Source organism: Endozoicomonas sp. ALD068 (genome assembly GCF_049310145.1).
In the GTDB taxonomy this organism is placed as follows: Bacteria; Pseudomonadota; Gammaproteobacteria; order Pseudomonadales; family Endozoicomonadaceae; genus Endozoicomonas_A.
In genome coordinates this window covers 6,091,656-6,118,622 of sequence record NZ_JBLYNU010000004.1, presented here as the reverse complement: position 1 = coordinate 6,118,622, position 26,967 = coordinate 6,091,656, and the positions used below count along the sequence as shown (strand labels likewise).

The 26,967-nt window shown below is 52.1% G+C and carries 9 protein-coding genes; 5 read left to right on the top strand and 4 right to left on the bottom strand.

The genetic code is table 11. The features are described from left to right. Both ACO6V5_RS22855 and ACO6V5_RS22850 read left to right on the top strand, forming a co-directional pair. The gene (locus ACO6V5_RS22855; protein WP_422410665.1) at positions 1-1,371 is read left to right on the top strand and encodes an ABC transporter permease; all 1,371 of its coding nucleotides are present in this window, start codon (positions 1-3) and stop codon (positions 1,369-1,371) included. A 1-nt stretch (position 1,372) separates the two neighbouring features. Continuing rightward, positions 1,373-3,019, top strand: coding sequence for an ABC transporter ATP-binding protein (locus ACO6V5_RS22850; protein ID WP_422410667.1), 1,647 nt, complete (start codon positions 1,373-1,375; stop codon positions 3,017-3,019). 170 nt (positions 3,020-3,189) lie between these two features. On the opposite strand, the gene ACO6V5_RS22845 is transcribed toward ACO6V5_RS22850, so the two are convergent. Both ACO6V5_RS22845 and ACO6V5_RS22840 read right to left on the bottom strand, forming a co-directional pair. Next, positions 3,190-3,753, bottom strand: coding sequence for a hypothetical protein (locus ACO6V5_RS22845; RefSeq protein WP_422135453.1), 564 nt, complete (start codon positions 3,751-3,753; stop codon positions 3,190-3,192). A 335-nt stretch (positions 3,754-4,088) separates the two neighbouring features. Next, a complete protein-coding gene (locus ACO6V5_RS22840; protein WP_422135454.1) occupies positions 4,089-4,538 on the bottom strand; it encodes a ShlB/FhaC/HecB family hemolysin secretion/activation protein in 450 nt (149 codons plus the stop codon). A 13-nt stretch (positions 4,539-4,551) separates the two neighbouring features. On the opposite strand from ACO6V5_RS22840, the gene ACO6V5_RS22835 reads away from it, so the two are divergent. The 3 genes from ACO6V5_RS22835 to ACO6V5_RS22825 all read left to right on the top strand — a co-directional run bounded on the left by ACO6V5_RS22835 (position 4,552) and on the right by ACO6V5_RS22825 (position 5,491). Beyond that, on the top strand, positions 4,552-4,767 hold the full coding sequence (locus tag ACO6V5_RS22835) for a hypothetical protein (RefSeq protein ID WP_422135455.1): 216 nt from the start codon (positions 4,552-4,554) through the stop codon (positions 4,765-4,767). A 164-nt stretch (positions 4,768-4,931) separates the two neighbouring features. Then, positions 4,932-5,153, top strand: a complete 222-nt coding sequence (locus ACO6V5_RS22830; RefSeq protein ID WP_422135456.1) for a DUF433 domain-containing protein — start codon at positions 4,932-4,934, stop codon at positions 5,151-5,153. Then, positions 5,153-5,491 carry a DUF5615 family PIN-like protein gene (locus ACO6V5_RS22825; protein ID WP_422135457.1) on the top strand — a complete coding sequence of 113 codons (339 nt, stop codon included), beginning with the start codon at positions 5,153-5,155 and terminating at the stop codon, positions 5,489-5,491. Before ACO6V5_RS22830 ends, ACO6V5_RS22825 begins: the two co-directional genes overlap by 1 nt. 62 nt (positions 5,492-5,553) lie before the next feature. On the opposite strand, the gene ACO6V5_RS22820 is transcribed toward ACO6V5_RS22825, so the two are convergent. After that, positions 5,554-7,239: a ShlB/FhaC/HecB family hemolysin secretion/activation protein gene (locus ACO6V5_RS22820; protein ID WP_422135458.1), complete on the bottom strand. Its 1,686-nt coding sequence runs from the start codon at positions 7,237-7,239 to the stop codon at positions 5,554-5,556. Positions 7,240-7,287: 48 nt separating this feature from the next. Further along, positions 7,288-26,868: a leukotoxin LktA family filamentous adhesin gene (locus ACO6V5_RS22815; protein ID WP_422410671.1), complete on the bottom strand. Its 19,581-nt coding sequence runs from the start codon at positions 26,866-26,868 to the stop codon at positions 7,288-7,290. Between the last annotated feature and the right edge of the window lie 99 nt (positions 26,869-26,967).

The following is a 26,967-nucleotide window of genomic DNA, read 5'->3' as shown; positions in this document are numbered from 1 at the left end:
ATGAAACCGGTTATTTTATGGAGTGATGCATTGCTGTTTATCCTACTGGCAGCCATGATCGCATTCATTGTCAGTATCATTCGCAACAACGAGAGTCGTGAACGCTGGAGCAGAGTTTTTCGTTCCCGACTGGGCATGTCCTGCTTTCTGATTATTCTTACCTACATTGTCATAGGTGTTCTGGATTCACTGCATTTTCGCAAGGCGATCGAACCTCTTGAAGGTCAGTATAAAAGTGACGTTTATTACTCCAGTCATATAAACAGTGTTCTGGATCTGGTGCTGGGCGAAATGGGGGAGGACAAGGAAAAAACCTATTCAGCCCCCTTCTCACTGAAATCATACTCCAAGGAAAATATGCAAGATGAACAAGGCAATACTTACCGGGATTATGCCAGCTTGAAACATGCAGGTAAGCATCTGGAATCCTCTGATGACAGGCTTGTGGATATTGCCCTGCAATCATTTCAGGCGCTTCTCACTGGCCTGTTGTTCAGTGCTCTTCTGATTGCTGCCCATGCCTATTGGATGAAAGGTAAAAACAGCATCTACCCGTGGAAAACGGCCTATATAACCCTGGCAATTATTATTTGCCTGCTCACCTGGATGATTCACATCGGCTGCCTTTATCACATCCTGGGCACAGATAAAGGAGGTAACGATGTTCTCTACAAATGCCTCAAAGGTATTCGCACCGCCATGTTGATTGGCACTCTGGCTACTCTGATCATGATGCCTATTGCCATTTCCCTTGGAATAGCCGCTGGTTATTTCAAAGGCTGGGTAGACGACATTATTCAGTATTTGTATACCACTCTCAGTTCTATTCCGGGTCTTCTATTGATTGCAGCCTCCGCTCTGCTGTTCCAGATATGGATTGACCTGAACCCTGATTACTTTAGTACCGGACTCGAAAAAGGTGATGCCAAATTCATCGGCCTATGCTTTATTCTCGGAGTTACCAGCTGGGCCACCCTCTGTCGTCTGCTCAGAGCGGAAACCTTGAAAATCAGTCAACTTGACTATGTCCAGGCTGCCCATGCTTTCGGCGTCAGTCATGCCAGAATCATCAGCAAACACATTCTGCCCAATGTTACCCATATCATTCTGATCATATTTGTTCTCGACTTCAGTGGTCTGGTAATGGCCGAGGCACTGCTTGCCTACATCGGTGTGGGAGTCGACTCTTCAATGCACAGCTGGGGTAATATGATCAGCACTAGCAGCGCAGAACTCAGTCGGGTACCCGCCGTCTGGTGGAACCTTGCAGGCGCTTTTACCCTGATGTTTGTTCTGGTGCTGGCAGCCAACCTTTTCTCGGACCTCGTCAGTGACGCCTTTAACCCCAAAACCCATTTGGAGGCTGCCTGATATGAGCATTACAGAATCCTCAGGGGAGAACATGGCCAAAACGGCCGAGAGCAAAGAACCGGCACTGCAGGTATCCAATCTTAATGTTGTCCTCAGACATGAACCCGATACCCGGATTCTAAAAGGCGTCAGTTTCCAACTGAACAAGGGTGAAGTCTTTGCATTGGTTGGCGAGTCAGGCAGTGGCAAGTCGGTAACATCGTTGTCAATCATGCGTCTGCTGCCCGATGCTCTGAAAATCACTCAGGGAATAATCCGGCAAGATGATACCAACCTGTTTGCCCTGACCGAGCAGGAAATGGGCTCCGTTCGTGGTAAAAAGATCGCCATGATCTTTCAGGATGCATTGACCTCTTTGAATCCGGTTCAAAAAGTGGGTGACCAGATTGCAGAAACCCTGAAAATACACACCAATCTGACCGGTGACGAGATCAGAAAACGCACTGTCCAACTGTTTGAAGAAGTCGGCCTTCCTGACCCGGATAAACGTGTAGACTGGTATCCCCACCAGATGTCCGGAGGTCAGCAGCAGCGGGTTATGATTGCTATGGCTCTGGCCTGTGAGCCGGATATTCTGCTGGCGGATGAGCCCACCACCGCCCTGGATGTCACCATTCAGAAGCAGATTCTGGAGCTGGTAAAAGCATTAACCATTAGCCGTGACCTGGCGGTATTGTTGATTACCCATGATATGGGCGTAGTTCGTGAAACCGCTGATCGTGTTGGTGTTATGTATCAGGGTGAGATCATTGAGGAAGGCAGCTGTGATGATTTCTTTGAGAATCCTCGTGAAGAATACAGCCGTCGTCTGATTAACAGCCTGCCTGACATGGACGCTTACCGGCCTCAGACCCATCCCACTCCCTTGTTGAAGGTAGATAATCTGGAAGTTCACTTTCCCATTCGTAAGGGAATCCTCCAGAGAGTTCACGATTACACCAAAGCGGTTAATGGCATCAGCTTCTCCATCGCCAAAGGTGAAACGCTGGCCCTGGTAGGCGAATCGGGTTGTGGCAAATCCACCACTGGTCGTGCCATTCTTAACCTGGAAAAAGCGACCGGTGGTGAGATCTGGTACAACCACCGGAAAATTCACGCGCTTTCCCGCAGGGAAATGTTGCCCCTTCGCAAAAAAATCCAGGTCATCTTCCAAAGCCCTTATTCTTCCATGAACCCACGTATGACGGTGAGTGACATTATCGAAGAAGGTATGATTAGCCTGCAGATGGGTCTGAGCAAAGCTGAAAGGGAGCAACGTGTTGAATCGCTTTTAAAGAGGGTCCAGCTGGAGCCTGAGCACCGCTATCGCTATCCCCACGAGTTCTCTGGTGGTCAGCGTCAGCGCATAGCCATCGCCCGGGCGCTTGCGGTTGAACCTGACCTGATCATTTGTGATGAACCTACCAGCGCACTGGATGTATCTATCCGCTCAGAAGTCATGGATTTGTTGCTGGAGTTGCAAAGAGAGCTGCAAGTCTCGTACCTGTTTATAACTCACGATCTTTCAATCATTCCTCATCTCGCTCACCGGGTCGCGGTGATGAAGGGAGGCAAAATTGTCGAACAGGGCCATACCGAAGATGTAATGACCAGACCTCAGCATGATTACACTCGTAAGCTGCTCAGCGCTGTTCCGGAAATGCGTTAAGCGCCATTCCCCGCCCATCACGCTTAGTTATGGGCGAGCAGCCTGTCGGACTTAAGACTGTCCTACAGGCTGCGAGGGTTCTGGCTCGTTATGCATCCGTGAAGATAATCAGGCTCTACACCCTGAAGAAATGAACCCGATAGTGAAAAACTGTCCGGAATGTTTGAGACTCAAAGTTCATTATTCTGAGGCTCGTTTTGAGCTATCGGGGACAGGGTTATAACCACATCACTGCTATCTGAGAAAGGTACTCTCTCAAAGCGAGTGGGAGACCAGTTACTCTCCCTGTTTGTTTTCACTGGACCGTAATCCCTTCCATCCACTGACAGTGTAATCATATACGGCTGCTCATCAGGATAATAAAATATGCCACCTGCAAAAACAGAGAAAGTATAGGTGGGCTTATAAACATCGGGGCTATCAAGGGACCAGGCCACAGTCCCCTTGGGATACCTGGCATCAGTGGGATGAAGGTCATTGTTCACATTCTGGAGACTGATACTGGTACTGATGGGAAGATAAACACCAGACTTAATAAAACTGTCCAAAGTGGCCTTCAAGCCACCCACCTTCCTGAAATATCTAAAAGCATTATGTTGAAAACCTGCAGCTACTGCACTAAAGCCATAGCCTAACCCCACCGTTTCATCTCTGAATGTCACTTCTGCTGCCGATGCTGTGGACAGGAAACCGGAAAGGAGTAAACCAACAGGAATAGCCATTAAAACTTTCATAACTAAAAAAGCCTCTTCTGATGTTATAACCCGGGAATATCATGAAGCTGCTTTAACCAGACCAAGGTCACATAAAAAATTCCAGTCACCATTTATCCATCTGTAGAAAAACAAACGAACGTCACCAGTCGGATTTTTACCAGCTCACTCGACACTAACGACAAGATGTCGTCAATCAGATAGCAGAAGAAAGAGAAGTACTCCGCTTTATCAGATTCCCGAATTAACCCAACGCTCAAGTATAGATACTCATTTCCATCACTGCTTTTTTTACTGTGACACCCTCTTATTATTTTGGGAGGCTTCCTGGCAACCTGTTTGATGATCAAAGCATCTCAATCCCAGCTGGTCAGACTAAACCGCGCATAAACCCGAAAGTCATTCCCTGAGACACCCACCGGCTCAAGCGTCTGGGCGGCGCTGATTTCCAGAGCGCCCCATTCGGCAGAGACTTTTGTCCCCAGGCCAGCGGAGGTGAGTTTTTCGTGGGAACCGGGCATCCTTGTCTCGCCATGATCAAGAAAGACAAAAGGTTCGATTGCGCTCTGTCGATAGGACAGGCCAGAGTAGTGCAGCTCTGTCTGCTGACGCCAGCCTTTGTCGCCGGTCACAGCACTGTTGTTATAGCCTCGAATGCTGTACAACCCTCCGAGAGCAAAGCCAAGGCTCGAAGGCAGAGTTGCTTCACTGGCCCACTGAGCCTCCCATGAAGACAGCACATAGAGTGGCGAGTCAAAGTTGTAGATCAGTGTCAGGCTCGGGTTCAACAAACTCAGGTACCGCACATCGTCATTCAGAATGGACTTGCTGCGCAGTCTGCTTAACAGCAGTCGGCCATTAACCTGCCAGTTGTCGTCCGAAGTCAGTCAGGACAGCCTGCCAATGGCTTACGCAGACACTGTCTCAAAAGACGGAATAGCCAATTATCAGTTAGCAGCAGACTGTGAATACCGCTTTCGGTTTCTCAGCATTGGCCCGGAGGAAGCAGTGTCGGTTTCTGTGCTGGAGTCCTGAGATTCTGGCACTTAGCAACGGAGGCATGTAGGTCAGCGTGTTGGTTTGTTATGCTCAAAATTCAGTAAGTTGGCATGGATACAGGGTCAAATGGCTTGCCACATTGTTGAAAGCGCCCCCAACGCCTAAAATTACCGAAAAATCACAATAAATGGAGATACAACGTGATTGACAGTAACATCTGGATTGTATGCAACCCTGAAGTCATGACAGGCAAGCCCTGCGTTAAAGGCACCCGGATCACTGTAGAAAGCATTCTTGAAATGCTGAGTTCCGGCATGTCCTTCGCCGAAATCATATCGGACTTTCCCAGCCTGAATGAAACCAAGATACGAGCTGCCCTGGGTTATGCCGCCCAAAATCTGGCTAAGGGGGATGCTGCGTAGTGATATTGATTGATGAAAACCTGTCTTACAAACTGGCAGCAAGAATAGAAGCTGATTACAAAGGGACGCAGGCTGTCTCAAGAGTCGAATCACTGGGTGAAGGAGCCCCGGATCGGCTGGTCTGGGAATACGCAAAAGCACACAATAAGGCCATATTAACCAAAGATAAAGACTTCGTAGATTTCTGGAGTCGGTTCGGGCCACCGCCTAAAGTCATCCACATTAAAATCGGTAACGCTCGTCTACCCGCTCTTGAATCCCTGATCAGTAATAACAGGAGTCGTATCAATCAATTTCTGACAGAGACTAATGATGGATTGCTGACCATTCAGTCATAATGGCTCGCTCCCATGCTCAAGCGTGGCAACCTCGTGGCAACCTGTTTGATGATCAGAGCACCTCAATCCCAGCTGGTCAGACTAAACCGCGCATAAACCCGAAAGTCATTCCCTGAGACACCCACCGGCTCGAGCGTCTGGGCGGCAGTGATTTCAACAGCGCCCCATTCGGCAGAGACTTTTGTCCCCAGGCCAGCGGAGGTGAGTTTTTCGTGGGAACCGGGCATCCTTGTCTCGCCATGATCAAGAAAGACAAAAGGTTCGATTGCGCTCTGTCGATAGGACAGGCCAGAGTAGTGCAGCTCTGTCTGCTGACGCCAGCCTTTGTCGCCGGTCACAGCACTGTTGTTATAGCCTCGAATGCTGTACAACCCTCCGAGAGCAAAGCCAAGGCTCGAAGGCAGAGTTGCTTCACTGGCCCACTGAGCCTCCCATGAAGACAGCACATAGAGTGGCGAGTCAAAGTTGTAGATCAGGGTCAGGCTCGGGTTCAACAAACTCAGGTAGCGCACATCGTCATTCAGAATGGACTTGCTGCGCAGTCTGCTGAACAGCAGTCGGCCATTAACCTGCCAGTTGTCGTCCAGCAGATTCAATTCCTGCCCGAACTGCAGCTGATCATTACGGTAGTCCGACAAAGGTTCATCCGCAACAGCGTTTTCCGAACGAGTACTGCTGGCTGAAAAAAGCAGGTTCAGCCAGCCATCAATGTCGGACCAGAACAGGTAACTGGCATCCAGAGTGTAACGTGTCGTGTCACCGGTAACGTCGACGTCAACTGTCGTGATTTCCAGCTCGCTGTCGGTGTACTGGAAACTGCCTCCCAGTCTCCAGCCCTCTTCGCCCAAGACCCGGTTGTAGCTGGCGCTGAATGACTTGAGTCCATCAGACGTCAGACCATAGCCCAATAATTTGTCGCCGTGGCTGAACACCGACGTTTTCTGGTAGAGCAGACTTAACTGCTCTTCTCCGGCGTTTTCAGTGCCGTGGTTATCAAAATAGAGCGACGCTCCTTCTTCCGATTCAGGAATCTGAACAACGACATCGGTCAATCCAAACGCCTGACCGGCCTTAAGCTCTGACTGCAATCTCTGGCCGTGAACCCGGTTATAAAACAGGATATCCCGCTCCAGCGCTTCGACATCGATGGAGTCTTTCTGCCAGTCTGTATTGATCCACTTCTGAAAATACGCTCTGTCATCCTCTTCCACTTCGCCAGAAAAAACCAGTTCACCAAAGCGACCTTCCACCAGTCTGATACTGACCAACCCGTTCTCTATTTTCTGTTCCGGAAACACTGCAGCAGCCGTGTAAATGCCTTTGCTCTTGTAGAGTGTATTGACAGCTCCAAGCAGGGTTTGCAAATCCTGATAATTGACTTCTTTGCCCAGCCAGGGCTCCGCCAGCGACTGCAATTCCTCTCGGGACAGGTGTCTAGATTCTGTGAAGCGAATGCCCTGCAAAAGAAGCATTGGACCACCGCTTTCCTGAACCGCTTCCGGCTCCTGATCCTTCTTCACAGTTGGCGTCTTTTTTCTCAGTTCAGGCTCAACCAGGCGCTCTTTCTGCTTCTCAATGTCTCTGCTGAGATTTCCCGAAGGATCTGGCAGCGGTAGTTGTGTGGCCAAAGTGACCGTTGATTGCAGCCAGAGACTGCATAAAGCCAGTCCGGCTGCATTCAACGAGAAATGGAATTTAGAGAAAAGTCGCTTTCTGCAAGCATTATTTTTCTTGTTATACCCGTCCAAGTACATCTACTCCCAGGCCTGCCCATCACTGGACAGGCCAATTACACCCTAGAAAAATCTCCCCCATCCCCAACTGCGGCTTTCAGAGGCAGGCTTGATATACGCATAGTGCTGTGTATCGACTTCCGTGCTGGTGCCCTCGTCATCGACCTGAGTCACCCGGATATCAGGTGCGTAAAAGCTGACGCCATGCCTGCCAGTCAGACTGAGTTCTTCAACCTCCACGCCATTTTCAGCACGAATCGAGCCACGCTCCATGGTCATTTTGCCGGCAAACAGGAGATCACCCACCACCAGCCAGGCGTTACCTTCCAGTTCATCAATGGACAGTGAGCCCAGAGTTGTCATGTAGATATTGCCACCAGTCGTCTTAAGCAGACTGGCCTGAAGATCGGCACGGGCCAGAATGTTGATATTGCCACTCTCAGTTTCTGCTGAAAGCCATGGCAGATCAACCACCAGCGGATGCCCGATACCTGTAGCAGCCTGAAGAACAGCCTCTCCGTTGCTGGCTGTCAGGTGACTGGCATCACGCCACTTACTGAATCTGTATTCATTGTTTCCGTAAATGCCGCCTTGTGCAGAGGTGAGAGCAAAGGCCAATCCATCAGCGTGGGATGTCAGACTGCCGAGATACTGGTTACCGCGGGTATGAATGGTTACCGCGCCACTGGCTTCAATGGAACTCTCATAGCCCATTGAGAAACGATCAGCTCCGTAATGCTCAGAGGAACCTATTGTCAGTGAGGCCGCCTTAAGGTCTGTCCAGCCCGAAAGACTAATGTCCCTCTCGGAGAACAAGCTTACAGCACCTTCAGCAATGACTGATCCACCCAGGTCAATATCTCCCCATCCTGCCCTGGCGGTGAAGTCGCCTCCTGCAGTCAGCGCACGGTAATTCTGGGAAGACGTGGTGCTGATGAAAAGATCACCGTCGGTTTCTATAACACTGTCATAGCCCGTGCTGAAGCGATAGGCACCGACCGAATCTTCTGAACCAACGGTAAGGGAGCCTGCTTTCAAATCAGTGTGTGAAGCCTGATGGATATCCCTTGCGGAATAAAGATTCATCGCTCCTGCGACGTTTACATCACCATTGAAATTGATCCAGCTATGTGCAATGGCGTCAAAATCACCGCCAGCCGTCACATCACGATAAGACTGGTAGTTTGTGGTGTGTATGAACATGTCGTCAGCAATCTCAATACGGCTGTCGTACCCTGCATAGAAGTTGTATGCCCCGGCCTGCTCCTGACTGCCAATGGTCAGAGAGTTGGCGCTGAGGACACTACGGCCTGAAAGGTCAATGTCACGTCCTGCCTGCAGTTGCATATCCCCTGCAGCAATCACGGAGTCAGCAAAGTAAATCCGCCCTTGCTCAGCCACAGCATTAACACTGCCACCGACGTTTGTTGCCTGATACTGCTGATCGTGTCTGGTATGAACCAACAGGTCACCATCAAGTTTGATGGTACTGCTGTGACCAACCGAGAAGTTGTAGGCTCCCACCTGTCTCTCTGACCCTACGGAAAGAGAGGTCGCTGTGAGGTCATTGTGGGATGACAGGTAGATATCCCTTCCCGAGTGGAGGTTCACAGCACCACCTGCCGTCACAGAGTCCCGGAAATGGATAGAGCCATATTCAGCCCTTGCCGTGAAATCACCGCCAACGATCAGTTCCTGATAGTCCTGGCTGTAGGTGGTGTTCACCAGCAGGTCGCCCTCTGTCTCGATGGTGCTGCCATACCCCACCGAGAAACGATAAGCTCCGGACTGATTGGCCGTTCCCACAGCGAGAGAGCCCGCAGTGATGTCTTTCCATGACGAGAGATAGACACTACGGCCAGACTCAACACTCATGTCTCCACCTGCTGTGACAGACTCCTTGAAGTGAACATCACCGTATGCACTGTCAACAGCGAAATCACCACCGGCGCTGACGTAGTAAAAGTCGAGTCCATCCCGGGTAGACACAGAAATATCATCCCCGGCCGTCAGGCTGCTACGATAGCCGGTGTAATAACGGTCAGTACTGAGACTGATATCTTCTCCAGCGACCAGATTCCTGCGGTATTGCTGATAAATGCGGTAGCTGGTATCAAGCTCGATGCTCTCGCCGGCATTCAGATCCTGATAGAGATACAGTTCATCGGTGCGAATCCGCAGAGAGCCGCCAATATCACCAATGGTACCGGTCAGATAGAGCCTTCCATCGGTCTCAAGCTCAAGATCGCCACCCGCGCTGATCTGCACACTGTCAGGCAGTGACAGCGTATTATTAATAAGCGCCAGGTTGCCACCGGCATCAAGCACAGTGTTTCGTCCCAGATACAGGCCGTCGGACTCAACCCGCAGGTCCTCTCCGGAAATCAGGCTGCGACCCACTTCCAGATAAACATCTTCAGGCGTAGTCAACAGAATATGTCGACCGGCATTGATGTCCTGCTTAAGCTGGATGTCACTGTCAGTGTTGACCTGGAAAGAGCCTCCTGTCTGCTGCACCTGACCATTCAATCTGACCAGACCACTGGTCAGCAATGCCATATCACCGCCCGCTCTCAGGCTGGTCGTGTCAGGCAAGCTCATACCATTATTGCTGAGTGTCAGGTTTGCCCCTGCGTGCAGATTGTTATTGCCCTGCAGATCCAGCCAGTCAGAAGTCACACGGATGCTGCGTCCAGCCAGCAGGTGTTTTTCGGTAGGCAGAACCACGGTTTCAGGAACAGTCAGAACAATATCCTGACCCGCATTGAGGCTGTGCAGAATATCGAGACCTTCAGCGCCGGTAATTCGAATGGAACCCGCGCTGGAACTTACCGGGCCATTCAGAACGACCTGACTTTGAACCGTCATGTCGATGTCATTGACAGCAGAAATTTCCACATCGTCGCCCATCTCAAAAGTGTTGAGCAACACAGTGACGCCATCCCCGGAATTCAAACGACTGTTGTCACCCAGCACCAGAGTGTCTGTGTCTATTGAGATGCCACCGGCTGAGGTAATGCTTTCTCCCGCTGCCAGATTCACTGCGCCTGGCTCTGAAAACGCAGACAGTCTCAAGACAACCGGGCTGCCTGTTCTGATGTTGGTATGTCCACCAGCAGTAACAGACTTGTTGAACAGAATCGGTCCAGATCCACTGAACAGGGTCAGATTACCTCCTGCCACCAGTTCGGAAAGATCCATCAGACCGTTGGTGGTCAGTTGCATGTTGCCGCCGGAGAGAATTCTGCTACTTGCCATCTCGAGGAAAGCAGCCTTGAGATCAAGGTTGCCACCCGCGCTCATGCTTCTGCCTGAAGCAATCAGGACACCCTCAACCGCTTCTATATTCATATTGCTGGAAGCGCTGATATCCCCCTGAACATTCAGCCCCTTGCCCATCTTCAGCGTCATGGCGCCTGCAGAAGCACTGATAGAACCACCGGCAGTCAGATCACCTGCGGTTTCTATTTTCACGTCCGCTGCAGCCAGAGAGCCGGACAGTGTCAGGTCGCCACTGGACAGTACATCGACGGTTCCCGCAACTGTGGCAGAATCAATGGCAAGCACGGAGCCTGATTCAATATCGACATCGAGATTACCGCCTACTTCCAGAACGCCAAGCAACATGGAGCCCGGTGTGTAGAGTTTCATGTCAGCACCGGATTTCATCAGACTGTTGTCGCCCATATCGATGAAGGCGGCATTGATGTCCATGTAGCCACCAGCGGTAATGCTTCGGCCAGAGGCCATTGTCAGCCCATCTGCAGCAACAATGTCGATATCATTGAAGGCACTGATATAACCCTGAACATTCAGCCCCTTACCTACCTTCAGGGTCATGGAACCAGCTGAAGAACTGAGGGAACCACCGGCAGTGAGTTCGCCTGCGGTTTCAATGGTGACGTCACTGGCTGCCAGAGAGCCGGACAGATCGAGATCACCGCTGGAAAGAATGTCGACGATACCCGCAACCGTCGCACTGCTGATAGCAAGCTCGGCACCCGACTCAATATCGATATCCAGGTTACCACCCACTTCCAGAGTGCCCAGCAGCATGGAGCCCGGTGTATAGAGCTTCATGTCAGCGCCGGATTTTATCAGGCTGTTGTCGCTCATATTGATGAAGGCGGCGTTAATGTCCATGTAACCACCGGCGGTAATACTCTTGCCGGCTGCCATAGTGACACCTTCAACGGCAACAATATTCATGTTGCTGAAAGCACCGATGTCACCCTGAACGTTCAGACCTTTGCCCATCTTCAGGGTCATGGAACCTGTTGAAGAGCTGATGGAACCGCCAGAGGTCAGGCCACCGGTTGTTTCAATACTCACATCGCTCGCAGCCAGAGAGCCGGACAGCGTCAGGTCGCCACTGGAGAGAATGTCCACAAGCCCGGCAACGGTAGCAGAGGCAATACTCAGGGTTGAACCGCCTTCCAGATCAATATCCAGGTTGCCGCCAACCTCCAGAGTGCTCAGCTCCTGGTTGCCTTTGGTGGTGATCTGAAGATCCTGGCCAGACTTTATACGACGAGTGGCATACAGTCCCTTCTGTCCATCGAGAATAATGGAGCCCTGGTCACTGGTGATATCCGCATTCAGGAACATATCGCCACCTGAGGTGAGCAATATATTGCCTGCAGAGGTTGCGACTGTGTCAATCAGAGTCAGGTCAGCCTGGGTTTCGATGTCTACCTCACGGGCATCCAGACGAGTCGCGGTAATTGAACCCAGTTGAGCATCAAAACCGTTGCTGGCAGTCAGGTCAATCACACCATTGCGGGCTGTCAGATTAAACAGGTTCATGCTGTCTGACGCCGTCATGGTGATATTGCCGGAGCTGGTCACAGAGGCCAGAGAATCCATCGCAATCCTGTTGGCGTCAGCCAGAAGATTTCCACCCTGAGTGACAATGTCACCATTCAGAGTCAGCTGACCATTAGCCAGAAGCGTCAACAAACCTTTGGATGCAGTGACATCACCCAGAGTGAGGCCGCCAGACTGGGCGTAGATATTCGCACTGCCCACTCTGACGTTCATGGCGCCCAGGTCAATGCTGTCGGCATCTATGTCAGCGTCATTCCCAACGGTCATTGTGTAACCACCGCTGGTCAGAGCGCCATCCACATCCAGAGTCAGGTCAGTAGCGTCAATATTCCCCTGCAGAGCCAGGGCGCCCACTGCGCTGAGGGACAAGGTTTTGTCGATATCAACCTGCCCCAGCGAGAACAGGCTGGAGTCCTTCACGTTCAGCCAGGCATTGCCTGCGTCAGCACGGAAAGTACCCGTACCTGTCATAATCAGATTCAACGCCCCGGAACTGCTGCCCAGATCGTGGCTGTTGACGTCCAGATTGAATGACTCAGCAGCAAGGAAGCTGTCGTTGTTGTACGACAGAAGATCATTACCGTTGGCTATGGAGAGCAGGCCACCAGCACTGATTGAACCCAGATAGAGATCACCACCCACACCCTGAAGGTACATATCCGATGCAGCACCCGCCTGTCTGAGCGCTCCTGTGAGATTGAGCTTCACGGCATTGCTTTGCGAGCCAATATCGCCACGGGTATTAGCGATAAACAGGTCACGGGCAGTTATATTGGTCAGCCCTGATTTAGCTTCAATGGCACCATCCACCACCAGACGAATGTCGTTACCGGAAGAAGCCAGACTGCCCAGGGTCAGGCCGGATTTGGACTCGATGTAGATCTCTTTGGTGGCCGATGCGTAGAGCTCCCCGGACATATCGATCTTGATCGGGTCAACCTGCTTGACGTTGAACGTTACATTGTTCTGGGTCACTGTCGTTGAAATATCACCGGCACCGGCAGCCAGCAGAGCCGCTTTCTGGGCGTCGGTAATGGTTCCGGAACCATCACGGCTGACACTGAAGACCAGGTCATTCAGGTTTTCACCGACACTGCCGCCATTGGCAATCAGGTGAATGTCGGAAGCCTTGATGTTGGCCTCCCTGTTGGTCAGCTGGCTTGAAGCATCGCCATTCAGCGCTGTTGCAGAGATACTGATATCCAGCTGGCTCTGCTTCCACTTTGCACCATCCACCATGCCGGTGTACCAGCTCGAGTCTTTCGCCAGAGTCAGGCGATAGCTCTGATCGTAACTGCCAGTGAGCAGATTGCCATAGTCATAACCGAAGAGAGTACCTTTCTGCTCAATCCCAATGGCGTCTTCAGCCTTGTCGTAAACATCAGCGGCAGCAACCTGATCTGCGAACCACTGTTCAAGTCCCTGATAGTCGGCCTTCACCAGACTGGTCAGTTCCACTTCGTCAGTGGTGTTGTAACGCACTTTCAGGGCTTCAACAAAGGCGGGATCGATGGTGAAACCGGCATCGCTGTCGTCAGACAGACGTTGCTTGATCATCCAGTAGGTATGGTACTTGTGCGTGAACTGGTTTTCGTAAGACGACACAGTCACAGCACCGGCGTCATCATCCAGCAGGTTCAGGCTGTCCCATACCGCAGCATCATAAGCCAGCTCTTCATCGGTCTTGTCCAGTCGGCCAATACCGTTGGTAATCCGGCCATTACCCAGCTTGATCACCACTTCTTCGTTAGCATTGGCGCTGTACAGCTCAAGGTCGCCATTGGCCTGATTAACAGCAATATCAGTAGCGGCATTCAGTTTCACTGTGCCGGTGGTGGAAATATTGACGAACTGGTAGGTACCGGTATTGCCAATGGTTCCGACCTTACCAATGCCACCGGTGGAGCTGGTCAGATCCAGACGGTCAGATTGAATAATCGTACTGCTGTCTTTGGCCACAATGCCTTTGTCAACAACACCAACAATGTCGTATTTGGCTTTCAGATGTCGAAGTTCGACATCACCATCGGCGCCTGTCACGTTGAAGTAAAGAGAACCATGACTGGAGCTCAGGCCCAACTCGTCGGTAATGATCGCCAGTGCATTATCCTGGCTGCCAATGCTGCCTCTGGCCGCAATGGTGGTCACGTCAGAGGTAATGGCGGTGGACCCCGAAGTGATCAGATTATTGAGCGTGCTGATATTCGTGGTGCCACTGGGGTTATAAACGTTACCGGTCAGCTCTATAGAAGATTTTGAGGTCAGGTCAATAAAGCCATTAGCCGAACCAGTGAACTGGAAGCTGATCGCGTTGTCCGCCTTCACATAGGTGTGAGCATCCATCCACATACGATAGGGAACGTAAACCACGGGATCGACATTGGTCATGTTACTGCCGTAGTACTTGTCGTAGCTGAGGCCCCACTTCACCCCCCAGACGTACTCACCACCACGGTCATAGACCTGGGTCAGGTAATTACTGGCTGTGCCATTGGAACAGGCTTCCGGCTTGTAGGAACAGGTGGTGTAATAGCTGGTTTCAGTGTTCCAGTTGGTTTCGTAATACCAGTCCCCCAGGGTGTTCGGATACTTCGCAAAGTAACCATCAATAGACTTGCCGTCATAAGGCGCAGAGCTGTCTCCGGGCGGATCGAAGCTACGCACCACTGTCGCCCCTTCACGGATATAAAACAGCTGTCCGGCCATGGGGTTGTAGGTCATGGTCGACGTTGTTCCGGTGCCGCCAAGGCTCTTCACATAATTGGATTCGTCATAGCTGACCGCCCAGGCGTCGGTCTCATACTGTCTGATTTTGTTGCCGGGCGAGTGAACGAACCATTCACTGTAATAGCTGCCATTTTTTCTTTTGTTCAGGTCGGTAATGCGGATAACACCAGTGGCATCGTCTCCGGCACTGATAGTACCGAGCACCAGCTGCTTGCTGGAGTCGTTATTGATGTCAATCTGGCCAAGACCGTCCTTAACGGTAATATTACCTTCTTCGCCGGTTGAGGAAATTCTAGCCCTGATAGCCACATAGCCACCGCCGCTGACCGGAATATCATCAGCCCTGAGCTTACCGGTAGCAACATCATAAGTCAGACCGATGCCGGAGGTGCCATTACTGGACGACACATCAAAGTTATAGTATTTCAGGGTTTTGAGGCCGGGCAGAGACGGATGTCTGACCCAGAGAGCCTTGGTTTCACCGGGCCTGATATTAATCACATCGCCGGCAGAAAGCCCGGCGTCCCTGATGTAATCGGCGACGGTCGCATCAAAGCCTGAACCCACATCCACAGACCAGGAGTTATCGGTACCGACAATGATCTTGCCGTTAATATCCAGACGCTCGGCATTAATAACAACTTTCTCACCAATAATGGAAGTGCCAGTGCCGCCGAGACTGCTTTTCACCTGAGAGTAGGTAGCGCTCTGCTCAAGTTTGGACTGTAAATTCTGAACAGGCTTGAACTTCCACTTGCTACCGCCACGACTGCTGCTGTTGGTGCGCATTTCGAATACTACTGCATCGCTGCCGTTGTATTCTTTACTGTCGCTGAAGCCCCAGTTGAAGTAGATGTTCATCTCGTCGTAGCCGTAGCTACCGCCCTGGTAATAACTCTTCTGGTCGTCGGTATGACGGATTGCACGGCCTGTAAACCAGTTATTGAAGTCATTAATACCAGTAGCATTGATGGCTGTGCTGTATTTGTCGTTGAGATAAAGCTGCACAAAACCTTCAGCGGAGGGTTTCCAGCCAGCAGTGTAGTTGACCAGCGCCTTGGGATCACGACCGTAAGTTTGTGGCTTGTTGGAATTCAGCAGCAGGCTGCCGTTCTCTACGTTCAGGTTAATGGCGTTAGCTTCGATGGTAGCCTGCTGAATCAGATCGCCTTCTGCCACATCAATATTGACACTGGACAGCAGGTTAGAGATATCACCATTAATAATAACGTCAGAGTCAAGGTAGTTGGCGCCGGTTGGCGCATGGCTGATATCAATGCCAGTCTTCGACGTGAAATCACTGCCGGACTGCTCAAAGATATAATTGCTGCCCAGCGAGGCACCGCCAGTGACAAACACGTTACCGCCGGTCTGATTGGTAATGCTCAGGTTTTCCAGCAGCAAATGTTCATCGGTCTTGTTCTCCACTTTGATGTAGGCGTCGCCTTTGGCAGTAAAGTCAGGTTTGTTACTGCCAGCCAGTGTAATGGTGTCTGCCACCAGGTTGATATTCCCTGCTGTAGCCTGAACATCCGCCACCCTGATGGCATCGTTCGGATTCGCAGACAGATCATTGACGATAGCCGACAGCAGTACAATTTCTGACTTCAGCTCATTGATCTCATCCTGGTAAGGGTTTGTGCCACCATCGACGATGCTCTCGGAGCCGGTGCCGGATGAGCTGCCGGTATCTTCGCCATCGCCATCACTCACTGTAATCCCATCGATAAGGATGCTGGAACCGTCCCAGGACTCCAGCAGGTCAACGCGATCCTGAAGATCCTTGATGTAGGCTTCCAGTTCTGCCCGGCTGGAGTACTTCTCATTCATCCGGGCTGCCGTACCATAACGGTAGAGCTGCTTATTAATGGTGCCGTCGGACTCTATTTCCACCCACTGATAGGCGTACTGCCCGGCAACTACCTTACCATTGCCGTTAAAGGTCAGAATATTACTGGTGCTGGAGTCACTGCTGCCAAAGCTGGTTTCAGAACTGAACAGCTCCAGGTAGGGGTTCTTTTCAATGCCACGGTGCGTGGAACTGACCTGTCCTTCATTGGCTTCAATAAACACATGGCTGTCGGAACCAATGTCAAAACCATCAGCAAAGTTCACCTTGTTATTCAGGGTGATGTTGGATTTTGCCTTGTTGCCAGCCGGAATAGGAATAGCTGTCCAGTTATAGACGTTGGCCAGGGCATTACCTGTCAGTTGATTCTCCTGAAAGTAATTACTGCCACGGCCGCTGTAGATTCCGACATTACCATAACCATTGATAATGGCATTTTTACCAATATCAATCTGGTTAAGAACATCCAGATCAACGGTACTGACACCACCGGCAACACCCGCTGCCGCCCAGACGGTTACATTAGCCTGGGACACGGCACTGCCCCGGGAGTAAGTGCCGATACCAATCTCTCCCCTCGGGTTATAAAGTTCAGCCCCTTCACCCAATGAGATTTTGTTGCGGGTTTTGACATCCACATCGGATTCAGCGCCTGCCCCCTGCAAGGCACCACCGATTTCCAGCTTGGATTCGTCGTAGACAAAGAAATCCGTGTTGGCGTCCAACATAATGTTGTGGTCGTAAGTGCTGTCCATCCAGGCCAGGTCAGAAATCTTCAGCACAGCGTTTTTACCCACCACCACTTCGGCGGCGAGGTTTTTCAGATCCTGGTAGGAAAGCCCCGCAGTACCGTTGGCGGCACCACCGCCCGCGCCGTGAATAGAAGAGGTAAAGCCATTGAAGTAAGGATTCTGAATCTGGTAAGCGCTGTTGAAGGCGTCAATATCAATATCCAGCGCCGAGAAGCTGACATTCTCGCCCAGCTCCACCCTGGCATTGGTATCCACCTCGACCAGAGAAGTTGCGCCTGAACCACCCACTACAGAAACGGTGGTAGCATCGGTTCCGGCAAAGAACTCCGTCTCACTGCTGGCAGAAATATAAACACCACCGGCATCGACAGGAACAATCCGATAGTTGCCAGACCAGTCATCAATCTTGACCGCAGCGGACTCATTGCCATTGCTGTGATCACCAGCATCCATAACCGATTCTGCAGCACTGCCAGAGTAATAGCCGCCACCGCCTGCGGTGGTAAAGCTCTGGTTCTGGTTGTAACTGGTGGCGTCCAGAGTCAGGTCACCCGGACGTTCCAGGGCAGCTATCGGATTCTTGCCAAACTCAACCCGGCTTGAGCTGAAAGATTGAGCAACACCTGTCTGATAGCCTCCGGCCACCAGACCAACGAAGTAGCCGTCGGCATCAGCAATCTGCACCCCGGTATGACGGGCATTCACAGTGAAGTCAGAATACGGCAGATAAACACCATCGCCCACTCTGGCAATGGACTGAGACTTATTAGTGGCCCTGGCTTCACTGCCTGCAATACCAAGGAGCAAACCACCGGAAGCTGCAAAGGCTGCAGCATAGGCACTTTGATAACCGTCAGCGCCGCTGCCAGTTTCTGAGCGAACAATAACTTCACCACTGCCGTTAAATACCGTTCCGTCAGCCACTTCGGCTTCCGCTTTAGTATCAGCAATGGCATAAGCAAAAGAGCCGCCCATGGAACCACCCGCCGCAACGGTGACACCATAAGCACTGGAGTAAAGTTCCGATGCAGACTGGGCATTGATATTAACGGCACTGGAATCAGAGCCGGTATCAATGGTGCCGTAAACTGTCGCTTTTACATCGGAATCATCGCGGGCGTCAGTCACAACCCCCTGAACTCCTGCCAACAAACCGCCTGCCAGAGCGAAGCCTGTGCTCTTCACCATACCTTCGTTGAGGGCAGAAACGGTGATGTTGTTATAGCCGTCTATCAGCTTGCCTGTTTCACCCACCCAGGCATCAATGTCACTGTCCTTTTCTGCATAGCCAATGCTGACCCCAAGAGCCCCGGCGCCAATATTGATGTTCAGGGAACCATCGGTAACCGATGAGGGCTTACCGCTGCTGACATCCCCAAGACGAATATCGGTGGAATCGGTAGCGGTAACTTCAAGATCTCCGGTGTCGTTACCCTCTGCTGAGTTGATTCCGGCCACAACCCGGTTTTCACTGCGCGCATCGGTGTAGTTAATAACGACGCTGGTTCCACCCAGGCCAACAATAAAGCTCTTCATTTCAAGAGCGCCGTCATCGCTGCTGGCATTCTCCAGGCTTGCGCCGATCACCGCATTGTCTGCCTTGACATTGCTGTCTACGGTGGCGATGTTCATTTCATAGGAACGACTGATACCCACCACGCCTGCAATACCCACAGAACTGGCCTGAGCTGCGCCCAGCCCCTGGTAGCTGTGCTGCAGCGTACGACCGTTGACGTTAAGCGTATCGACATCAATCTTGCCGCCACTGATCCGGGCAGCAGTGACACTTTCACCACTGAGCTTGAGAGACTTACCTGATTCTGTCGTCGTTGAAGTAGAAGGCGTCTGACTGCGGGTTATGGTGACATTGTTATCGGCTTCCAGCGTAGCGATCTCTTCATCAGACAAATGTCTGTTATAGCTGGCAGTATCCGTAGCCAGAACCGTGTTGGCTTCGTTTCGGCTTGGATCAAACTCATCTTCAGCGTTGGTGCCATCTTCGGCTGTCGTATCACCCTGACCATAAAGAGCAAGACCGATACTGACCGCTGCGGCTGCGTTAGTGGATGCAGCACCAGCAACACTGATCAGATTGGACTGGCGCTGGGCATTGGCGTCAATATCCAGTGTGCCCGCTTCAATGTCCGAGCCAACCGCTTCACTGTAGACCTGGGAACGTCCCAGCACCACATTCGCCACAGCACCCACACCCAAACTGGCGCCAGCACCGATACCCGCAGCCCACTGATCAGCATCCTGAAGTTCTTGAGCATTAACGGTCACGTTAGTGGCGGCAGAACTGCCGTCACTGCCACGAATGTCTGTGGTGAGGTTGCTATTCTTGAGATAACCATGAATTGCAGCACGTGTTTCGCCACGGAATTCCGTAGTATTGATCATCGCTGCGACACCATAGCCGCCACCCAGTCCAGCACCAAAGACATAACTTTTTGCACTGGAAACCCGATCAGCATCCACTGTAACCGTATCTGAGTTCACTGCGGTAGTCAGGGTATCGCCGTTATCGTCCAGATCATTGCCAATAATGGCTTTCGAATCACCACCCACAATATTGACGGCCAATCCAATACCAACGCCCACTGTCGTACCGATACCGGCTGCACCGGCGGCGACATTGGCTTCCTGACGTCTGTCGGAGACAACCACTACCTCTCTGGCATTGGTTGTGCCACCTCGTAACCAGGCACGCGTGTTACCGGCCTGTTCAGTGATAACCACTGAAGCAGCGCCACCCAGGCCACCGGTTGCGCCTAACCCGGCTGCCACACCCGCTGAAACGGCCTGAGCCAGTTTCGAGGTATTGGCGTCAATGGTTACTTTATCCGCATTAACAGTACTGTTTTCAACCGTAGCTTCACTGGAACGCTTCTGGTCATTGGTGGCAAAACCACCAACTCCCGCGCCAGCGGCTTCACCGCCACCAGAAACGGCAACACCTGCAGAAACAGCCAGTCCCGCTTCATGAGCATTGGCACGAACATAGACATCTGCACCATCTTCACCGGAAACGCCGGAGTTAATGGTGGCATCCTTGATATAAGCCCTGGTAGCGTTATAGGTGCCGTTAGTTGCTACATTGACATTGATAGCAACGGCCTTGCCACCAGCACCGCCGACAGTAATCGCGCGCTGCTTGGTTCTGGACGTTGCATTAACAACAAGACCATTGACCGATTCTTTGGTGCGCTCCACAGATAACGTGTTGAAGCCGGAAGTCAGGTCACCCATGGAGACAGCATCCGGATTGGAACTGTCACCGGCAGTAGAAAGATCCGGCAGATCACCATAGCCCTTGAGATCACCGGTATCCACCTGCATAGTGCTGCCCTTGCCTCTGGCAATCACAACTGCATCGTCAATGTAGGCTTCTGTTTTGCCGTATTCCATCGCTGTAGAGATGGCGACAGCACCAGCGCCTGCATCGACACCAATGCCGACAGCACCACTGCCCACCAGATTGACGCTCATCGCATCAGCATTGACCAAGACATTGTTCCAGGCATCTATTCGGGCATCGTCGGCAATTCTTGCTGTCACATTGCCGTCTATAACGCCGGTTCCCACTGAGCCCGCCAGGGATACCTGTTTGGAAGCAGCAACACCGGCGTCGATGGTCAACAGCCAGTTACGGCGGAAAGCGTCAACAGTAACGTTCTGCGCCTTGAGCGTTGTACTGCCAGGGTTGCCTTTGTTACCCAGCACTTCTGCCGTGACATCTGAATCGACACGGTTGGTAGCAATGGCGACACCACCGGCGGAACCATTGCCGGAGCCAGCACCCATCCAGGCTGTGGCTACGCTATCACTGTAATCCTGACCCTGGACAACGACATCACCGCCACTGGTTGAAGATGCTGCGCTGGAACGATTGGTGGCGGTGTCTTTAATACCGGCTTCGATGGATTGATCGACATTGTTGGTAGAAATTGCGCCGGCAAAGCCAATACCACTCTGCCCAAGATTGGCACCTATAGCGATGGCGTTGCCCACCAGCAGATTATGATCATTGGATGTTCCGCTGAGCGCCCTGACGGTAAGATCCTCATCCACCTTAAGGCTGGTGTTGCTGACCCTGGCTTTTGTTGAATGCTCGTCAGTACCTACAAGATTCAGGGCTACTGCCAGACCTCCGGCAATAGCGCCACCCTGACCACTGGCCACCGCTACTGAACCAGCGACGTTAATCAGATCCATGTCATTCTGGGCGACCACAGACAAGTCACTGGCGTTGATGGTCCCCTTATCGGAACCGTTCCAGTCACCAATTTCAGCCAGGACCTGGTTATTCAGGCGGTTAACCGCAACAGAGCCGACACCGGAGAAGCCGCCAGTGCCTACACCCACACCAATGGCAACACTGTAGAGCAGGGAGTTGTCACGGGCATTGATATTAACGTCTGCCCCGGCTCCTGACTTATTGATATTGACGTCTTCCATGCGGGCTTTGGTTTCACTTTTCACATCCGCATGGGCGTAGGAAATACCCAGATTCTTTTTACCAGCTTGAACAGCACCAGCCACAGCAATGATGCGCTTGCCTTCTGAGGAGTAGTTGTAAGTCGAGCCGCTACCGTCTTCACTGGTGTGGACGTTGGTATTGTCCATGGCTTCAGCACCGCTGAAGTCGTAATCCTTGTTAGTATTACTGGAGCCGAGGTCACTGAGAATCTTGTCAAGATCGCCGTCTTTCTCACCACTGGCATTAAGATTAACGACACCCGCCCCAGTGATGTTGGTGCCTTTCATCAGCGCCTTGGTGTCCGCACCGATGGAACCTATGGCAAAGCTGCCCTGGAAGCCCAGGGAATCTTCCTGATTATTGTTATAGCCAATACCTGCGGCGCCAATACCGATCCGGTTCAGGCTGCGGGCACTGATGTCGACCCGGTCAAAGTTATTGAGATAAGACCGGTTGGAACCACTGAAGTCAACGATGGCTTCGGTGGCTGCACCGTCATAAACATCCTCATCATAGGCGGTACTGAGAACATTATTGCCATCCGGGTTGGCGTCTCCGGGAATGGCGGACGGATCATTAATCTCGGCAAAGGTAATGGCCAGACCGGCCCCCTGCTTGCCGCCGCCGTAAAGGGTACCGCCCCCTACGCCAACATAACTGTTGTTATAGGCGGAGACTTCAAGATCATTATTCGCCCCCTGATTTGAGCTGATGGACGAACCTTCAATCCGTGCTGATGTGCCGTCGTATATCTGGGCACCCGAGATGGACAGCGCACCATTACGTGTCTGGCCAGAGGAAGAGTCCGGCCTGGTGACAGATAGCGCCAGGGCGACGGAAGTCAGTTCACCACCGTGCAATGCCTGAACATTTACGTCATCGGCATAAGTGATGACAGAGTCTTTAATCCAGGCCAGGGCATCATTGAAACTGATCTGATAGGAGATAGCCCCGGCAATAGTATCCTGATTGGTAGGCGAATTTGCTCCCAGCATAGACAGCGCTGCTGAACCTGTCGCAGAAGCCGAGATCACTTTTTCCAGAGCCTGAACGTCAACATCGACATCGTTGTAGCTGTTACCGTTCTGGTGACCGCTGATGGCAGCACCATCAATAATGGCCTTGGCGTCCATATTGTTGACGGAGACAGTAAAGCTGCCCGCCCCTGTCAGGCCCAGCTGCTCCTTGGAGACTTCCGCAGAACTTTTGCCAGAACCTGAGCCACTGTCGTCGTTCTTGCCGCTTTCTGAAGATTTGCCTATCGATGAATCACTGCTGCTTCCGGTAGCGCCGGTGTAATTCGCAGCCAGCTTTGAAGACAAGCCGTTGTACCAATTCTCGAACCTGGCGCCAATGCCGGGCTCATCACTGGGCTCTGTGGTTAATGCTCCGGCAACCGCCAGAGATCCGTTGGTGCCTGTTGAACGGGCACGCACGCTTACCGAATTAACGACGATGCCTTTTGTTGGATCAGGTGCCGTTGGCGAACTTGGGGAAGGCTTATCGGTCTCGCTATTGTTCTTGTCCTGAAACTTGACCTTATTGTATTCCTTTGAATTGTCACCAATAAACGCCTTGGTATCGCCCTGGGAAACGTTCGCCGCTATAGCGATGCCAACCGCTGACTGGTCTGACCAGCTGAAGGCACCAGCCGCCGCCCAGTTGCCAAATTCATGGTCAGCAATGATAACAAGATTATCAGCGCTCAGCTGAGCCTGATTGTGCAGGGATGCGTGAGTCAACACTTCCGAATTGAGAAAGCCGAGAACTCCACTGAAGCCAATACCACTGGACTGCCCGGAGGAAGGCGTCACCAGGAAGTGACGTTCGTCTGTTTCTGCATAAACCCCCACATTGCCACTGGCATTGACCGTGGCTTTGCCAATACCCGCCACGGCTGAACCGGACTGCTGGATATAGGAAATGGAGCCGCCAACCGACTTACCTTTCTCATTGGTGCCGTTGGCGTTCGGTATCAGCCCCAGACTACCGAGATTACCAGCAACAGTAGCGGTTTCCATCAGGTTATAGGCCCTGACCGCTACCGAATCATCAAAAGAGAAGGTATAGGTGACGTCTTTAAAGACCTTGCTGCTACCCAGAATTCCGGGAACTTCACTGTTGGCCTTCAGTTCTCTGCTCGCACTCCAGTTGCCCGTACCGGTCGTCGTTATTTTGGCTTTGTCGCCTACCCAGGCCTTGGTGTCCATATCGTTCCACAGGACATTAAAGCTGCCGCCGTAGGCTTCCTTATCTGCAGCCGCACCGGCATTGGCGAAACCGGTCAGAATATTGTTCTGTAACCCGCCGATACCGTTAAATTTGCCGACGACATCAGAGAAGGTGTCCCACTTGTCGTAGGTGGAGACAATAGGCATATGTTGCAGAGCAATGACACCGAGATTAGCCGCATCGATCTGTACCGACTGGCCGACTTCTGCTACCGCGTCACTGTCGTTAATGGCAAGGTTAAGGGCCAGCGCCAGACTTTTGTCCGATGCCGGAGTCTGGTTGCTGCCACTGGAATTCTCTTTGGGAGCCGATACAGCCGCTTCTGCCGAAGTTCTGTAACCGCCCTGGTCGCCTCCCAGGGCACCATTGTTGTTACCACCCGCAACGGCCTGATTATCGCTGCCCAGATCGGTCTGGCTGGCAACCAGAATATTGCCAGTCGCAATAATATGTGGTGCATCCGTCTGCCCTGATACATTGGTGCCGAGGAAACTGTAGGCATCGTGATCCGAAAGGTTGAGGGAAAATGCCAGGCCGCCTTTGAAGCTGACCTTGCCCGTTTCATCGGTGGGAGCAGAGTGCCCTATCGGGAGGTATTTGGTGGTGAAGTTGTGGACACCATTCTGCAACGCAGAAACCCCGCTGATGGCTTTGGAGCCGATGGTGCGCATGAACAGGTTACTGCCCACTGTCACACCGGAGTGAACCCTCTGGTTCAGAGTCCGGTCCAGGGCTGTGATGGTAACATTTCCCGTCTTATCCTGATCGGTTCCAAGGCTGCTGCCCAGCTCGGCCGTAGCATTGGTATCAAAATCACCCACAGCAACCGCAACACCATAGCGGGTTGCTTTCAGGCCATAGGCAGAAGCAGAGATATGGTAGTAATTCTGGTTCTCTGCGGCGACCACCAAGTTGTTGGCGTCCAGGGTAACTCCGCTGTCAATCTTGGCGGTTGCGTCAACATCGGATTCCCCGACGGCGGCAGCAATCACTACCTTGTTGGCATCTTCAGCAATAAGGTTGAATGCTGTGGCCGCCACATAGGACTCGTTGTGGGCAGAAACGTCCAGGTTTCCTCCCGCCTGAATCGTAGCTCCTGACTTCACGTGGGTGGTACTGGTGGCGTCACTGGTGGCGTAAACTGCTGCCAGTGCTCCGGGCAGAGCATTGCCCAGGGTAATGGCGGAAGCGTCGGAAACGGCATGGGATTCTGATGCCAGAGAAACATTACCACTGGCGTTTATATTGGCGCCGCTGTTGACGTTGACTGTTGCTTCAGCATCGGCGTCCATCAGGTAAAATGACGCTCCGGCAAGGGCACCACCCACCACGGAGCCCATGGCTACGCCAGGTTCCTCTTTGATGCTGCTGGCAGCTTTCGATTTGGCGCTTGCGGTCAGACTTCCGGCGTATACCTGACCGCTGAAATCAATGTTGGTTGTCGCGCTGGCGGAAGCCAGGCTGACATCCTGACTGGCTGAGGCCGTGAGTGTTACATCACCCCGGGCAGTGTCGCTTGAGTTTCGAGTATCGAGAACACTGCCGCTGTTCAGATCTATATCTTTGGAGTCAATACTGATGCCCGATTCCGCAGCCAAAGTGCCACTGACGCTGGCCTGAGTAGCAGCCGTGACCGTTACACTGCCCTCTGCATCCAGAGAACTGCCAGAATTCATCTGAACCTTGTCACCGGCAACTGTCACTGATCCATCAGAGAGAACACTGCCAATCAGGTTAATGCCGGAATCATTGGTTTCCGGAGAAGCGGCAGAACCACTCTGGAGAAGTACACGATTGCTACTGCCATTGAGAGTCAGTGTCGTAGATGTATTACCGTCAGCCTGAAACTGAATACTGCCGGACGAAGCCAGACTGGCGCCGTCTCTTGTATCCAGAGTGGAACCCGAGTTGACGGAAATTTTCTCAGCCGTGATGGTAAATCCACCATCGGCATAAAGATCACCGGAAAGGTTAATGGCAGCGTCTGCGCTGCTGGAAGCCTTGAGAACAATAGTGCCGCCATCGACCTTTAATTCGTTTGGAATAGTCAGGTCATCGACGTTAACCGCCGTGTAATCGTTGTTTTGTCCATAGTTGCTGACACCGCTGGCAGCCGCTGCATTGCCGGCAATGATGATAGCCTTTTCATCAACATCAATGGTGTTGGCGTAGATGTCTATGCCTGAAGCTGTGTTGATCTTGCCCTGGATTCTCACCAGGCCAGAGGAAGAGACGCTGAAACTGTTACCGAGGAGATCACTGACCTCACTGTCTACCGGCGCGCCATTGGACAGAAGCGCAGCGATTTCACTGCTATCGGGTGTTTTTATAGAAAGCTTGCCGACATTGACGACACCGGTCTCACCTACGATGAAGCCAGCAGAGCTGGCGAATACCACATTGCCGCCCAGGGAGCCGTTCTTGTAGCTGTTCAGGATACCGTGTACTTCCGGCGCATCAGAGCCCCTGACGATATTGACCAGATTACTGGCATCAGCAGGTACTGTCAGGTTAGCGGTATGGGATGTGCCGACTACAAACTTGTCAAAGACATTGATGGCGGAAGCATTGGAGCGCTTTGTGGAAGTAATGGTATGGACATTACCGGAACTGGACACCGAGGTGATTCCATCTACGGCACGAATGTCGTTATCCACTGCCATTGCCGGCGCAGAAAACAGGGCACCGGTCACTACCGGCCAGGGAACCTTGTTGAATGTTGCTCTGTTAGCCAGGCCAATAGAGGTCGACAACAGCGTGCGATTAAAGCATGTCATAGAATCCCTTTCCTTTTTCTTTTTATTCCTGACGCTGTCCTTCAGGCGCCCCAGACGAAGAAGAGGGGGCAAGCCCCCGTCTGTTTTAACTCTCAATGA

Coding starts and splice junctions, on each gene's coding strand:
- ACO6V5_RS22855 (WP_422410665.1), top strand. CDS start 1: ATGAAACCGGTTATTTTATGGAGTGATGCATTGCTGTTTATCCTACTG.
- ACO6V5_RS22815 (WP_422410671.1), bottom strand. CDS start 26,868: ATGACATGCTTTAATCGCACGCTGTTGTCGACCTCTATTGGCCTGGCT.
- ACO6V5_RS22850 (WP_422410667.1), top strand. CDS start 1,373: ATGAGCATTACAGAATCCTCAGGGGAGAACATGGCCAAAACGGCCGAG.
- ACO6V5_RS22835 (WP_422135455.1), top strand. CDS start 4,552: ATGGACTTGCTGCGCAGTCTGCTTAACAGCAGTCGGCCATTAACCTGC.
- ACO6V5_RS22845 (WP_422135453.1), bottom strand. CDS start 3,753: ATGAAAGTTTTAATGGCTATTCCTGTTGGTTTACTCCTTTCCGGTTTC.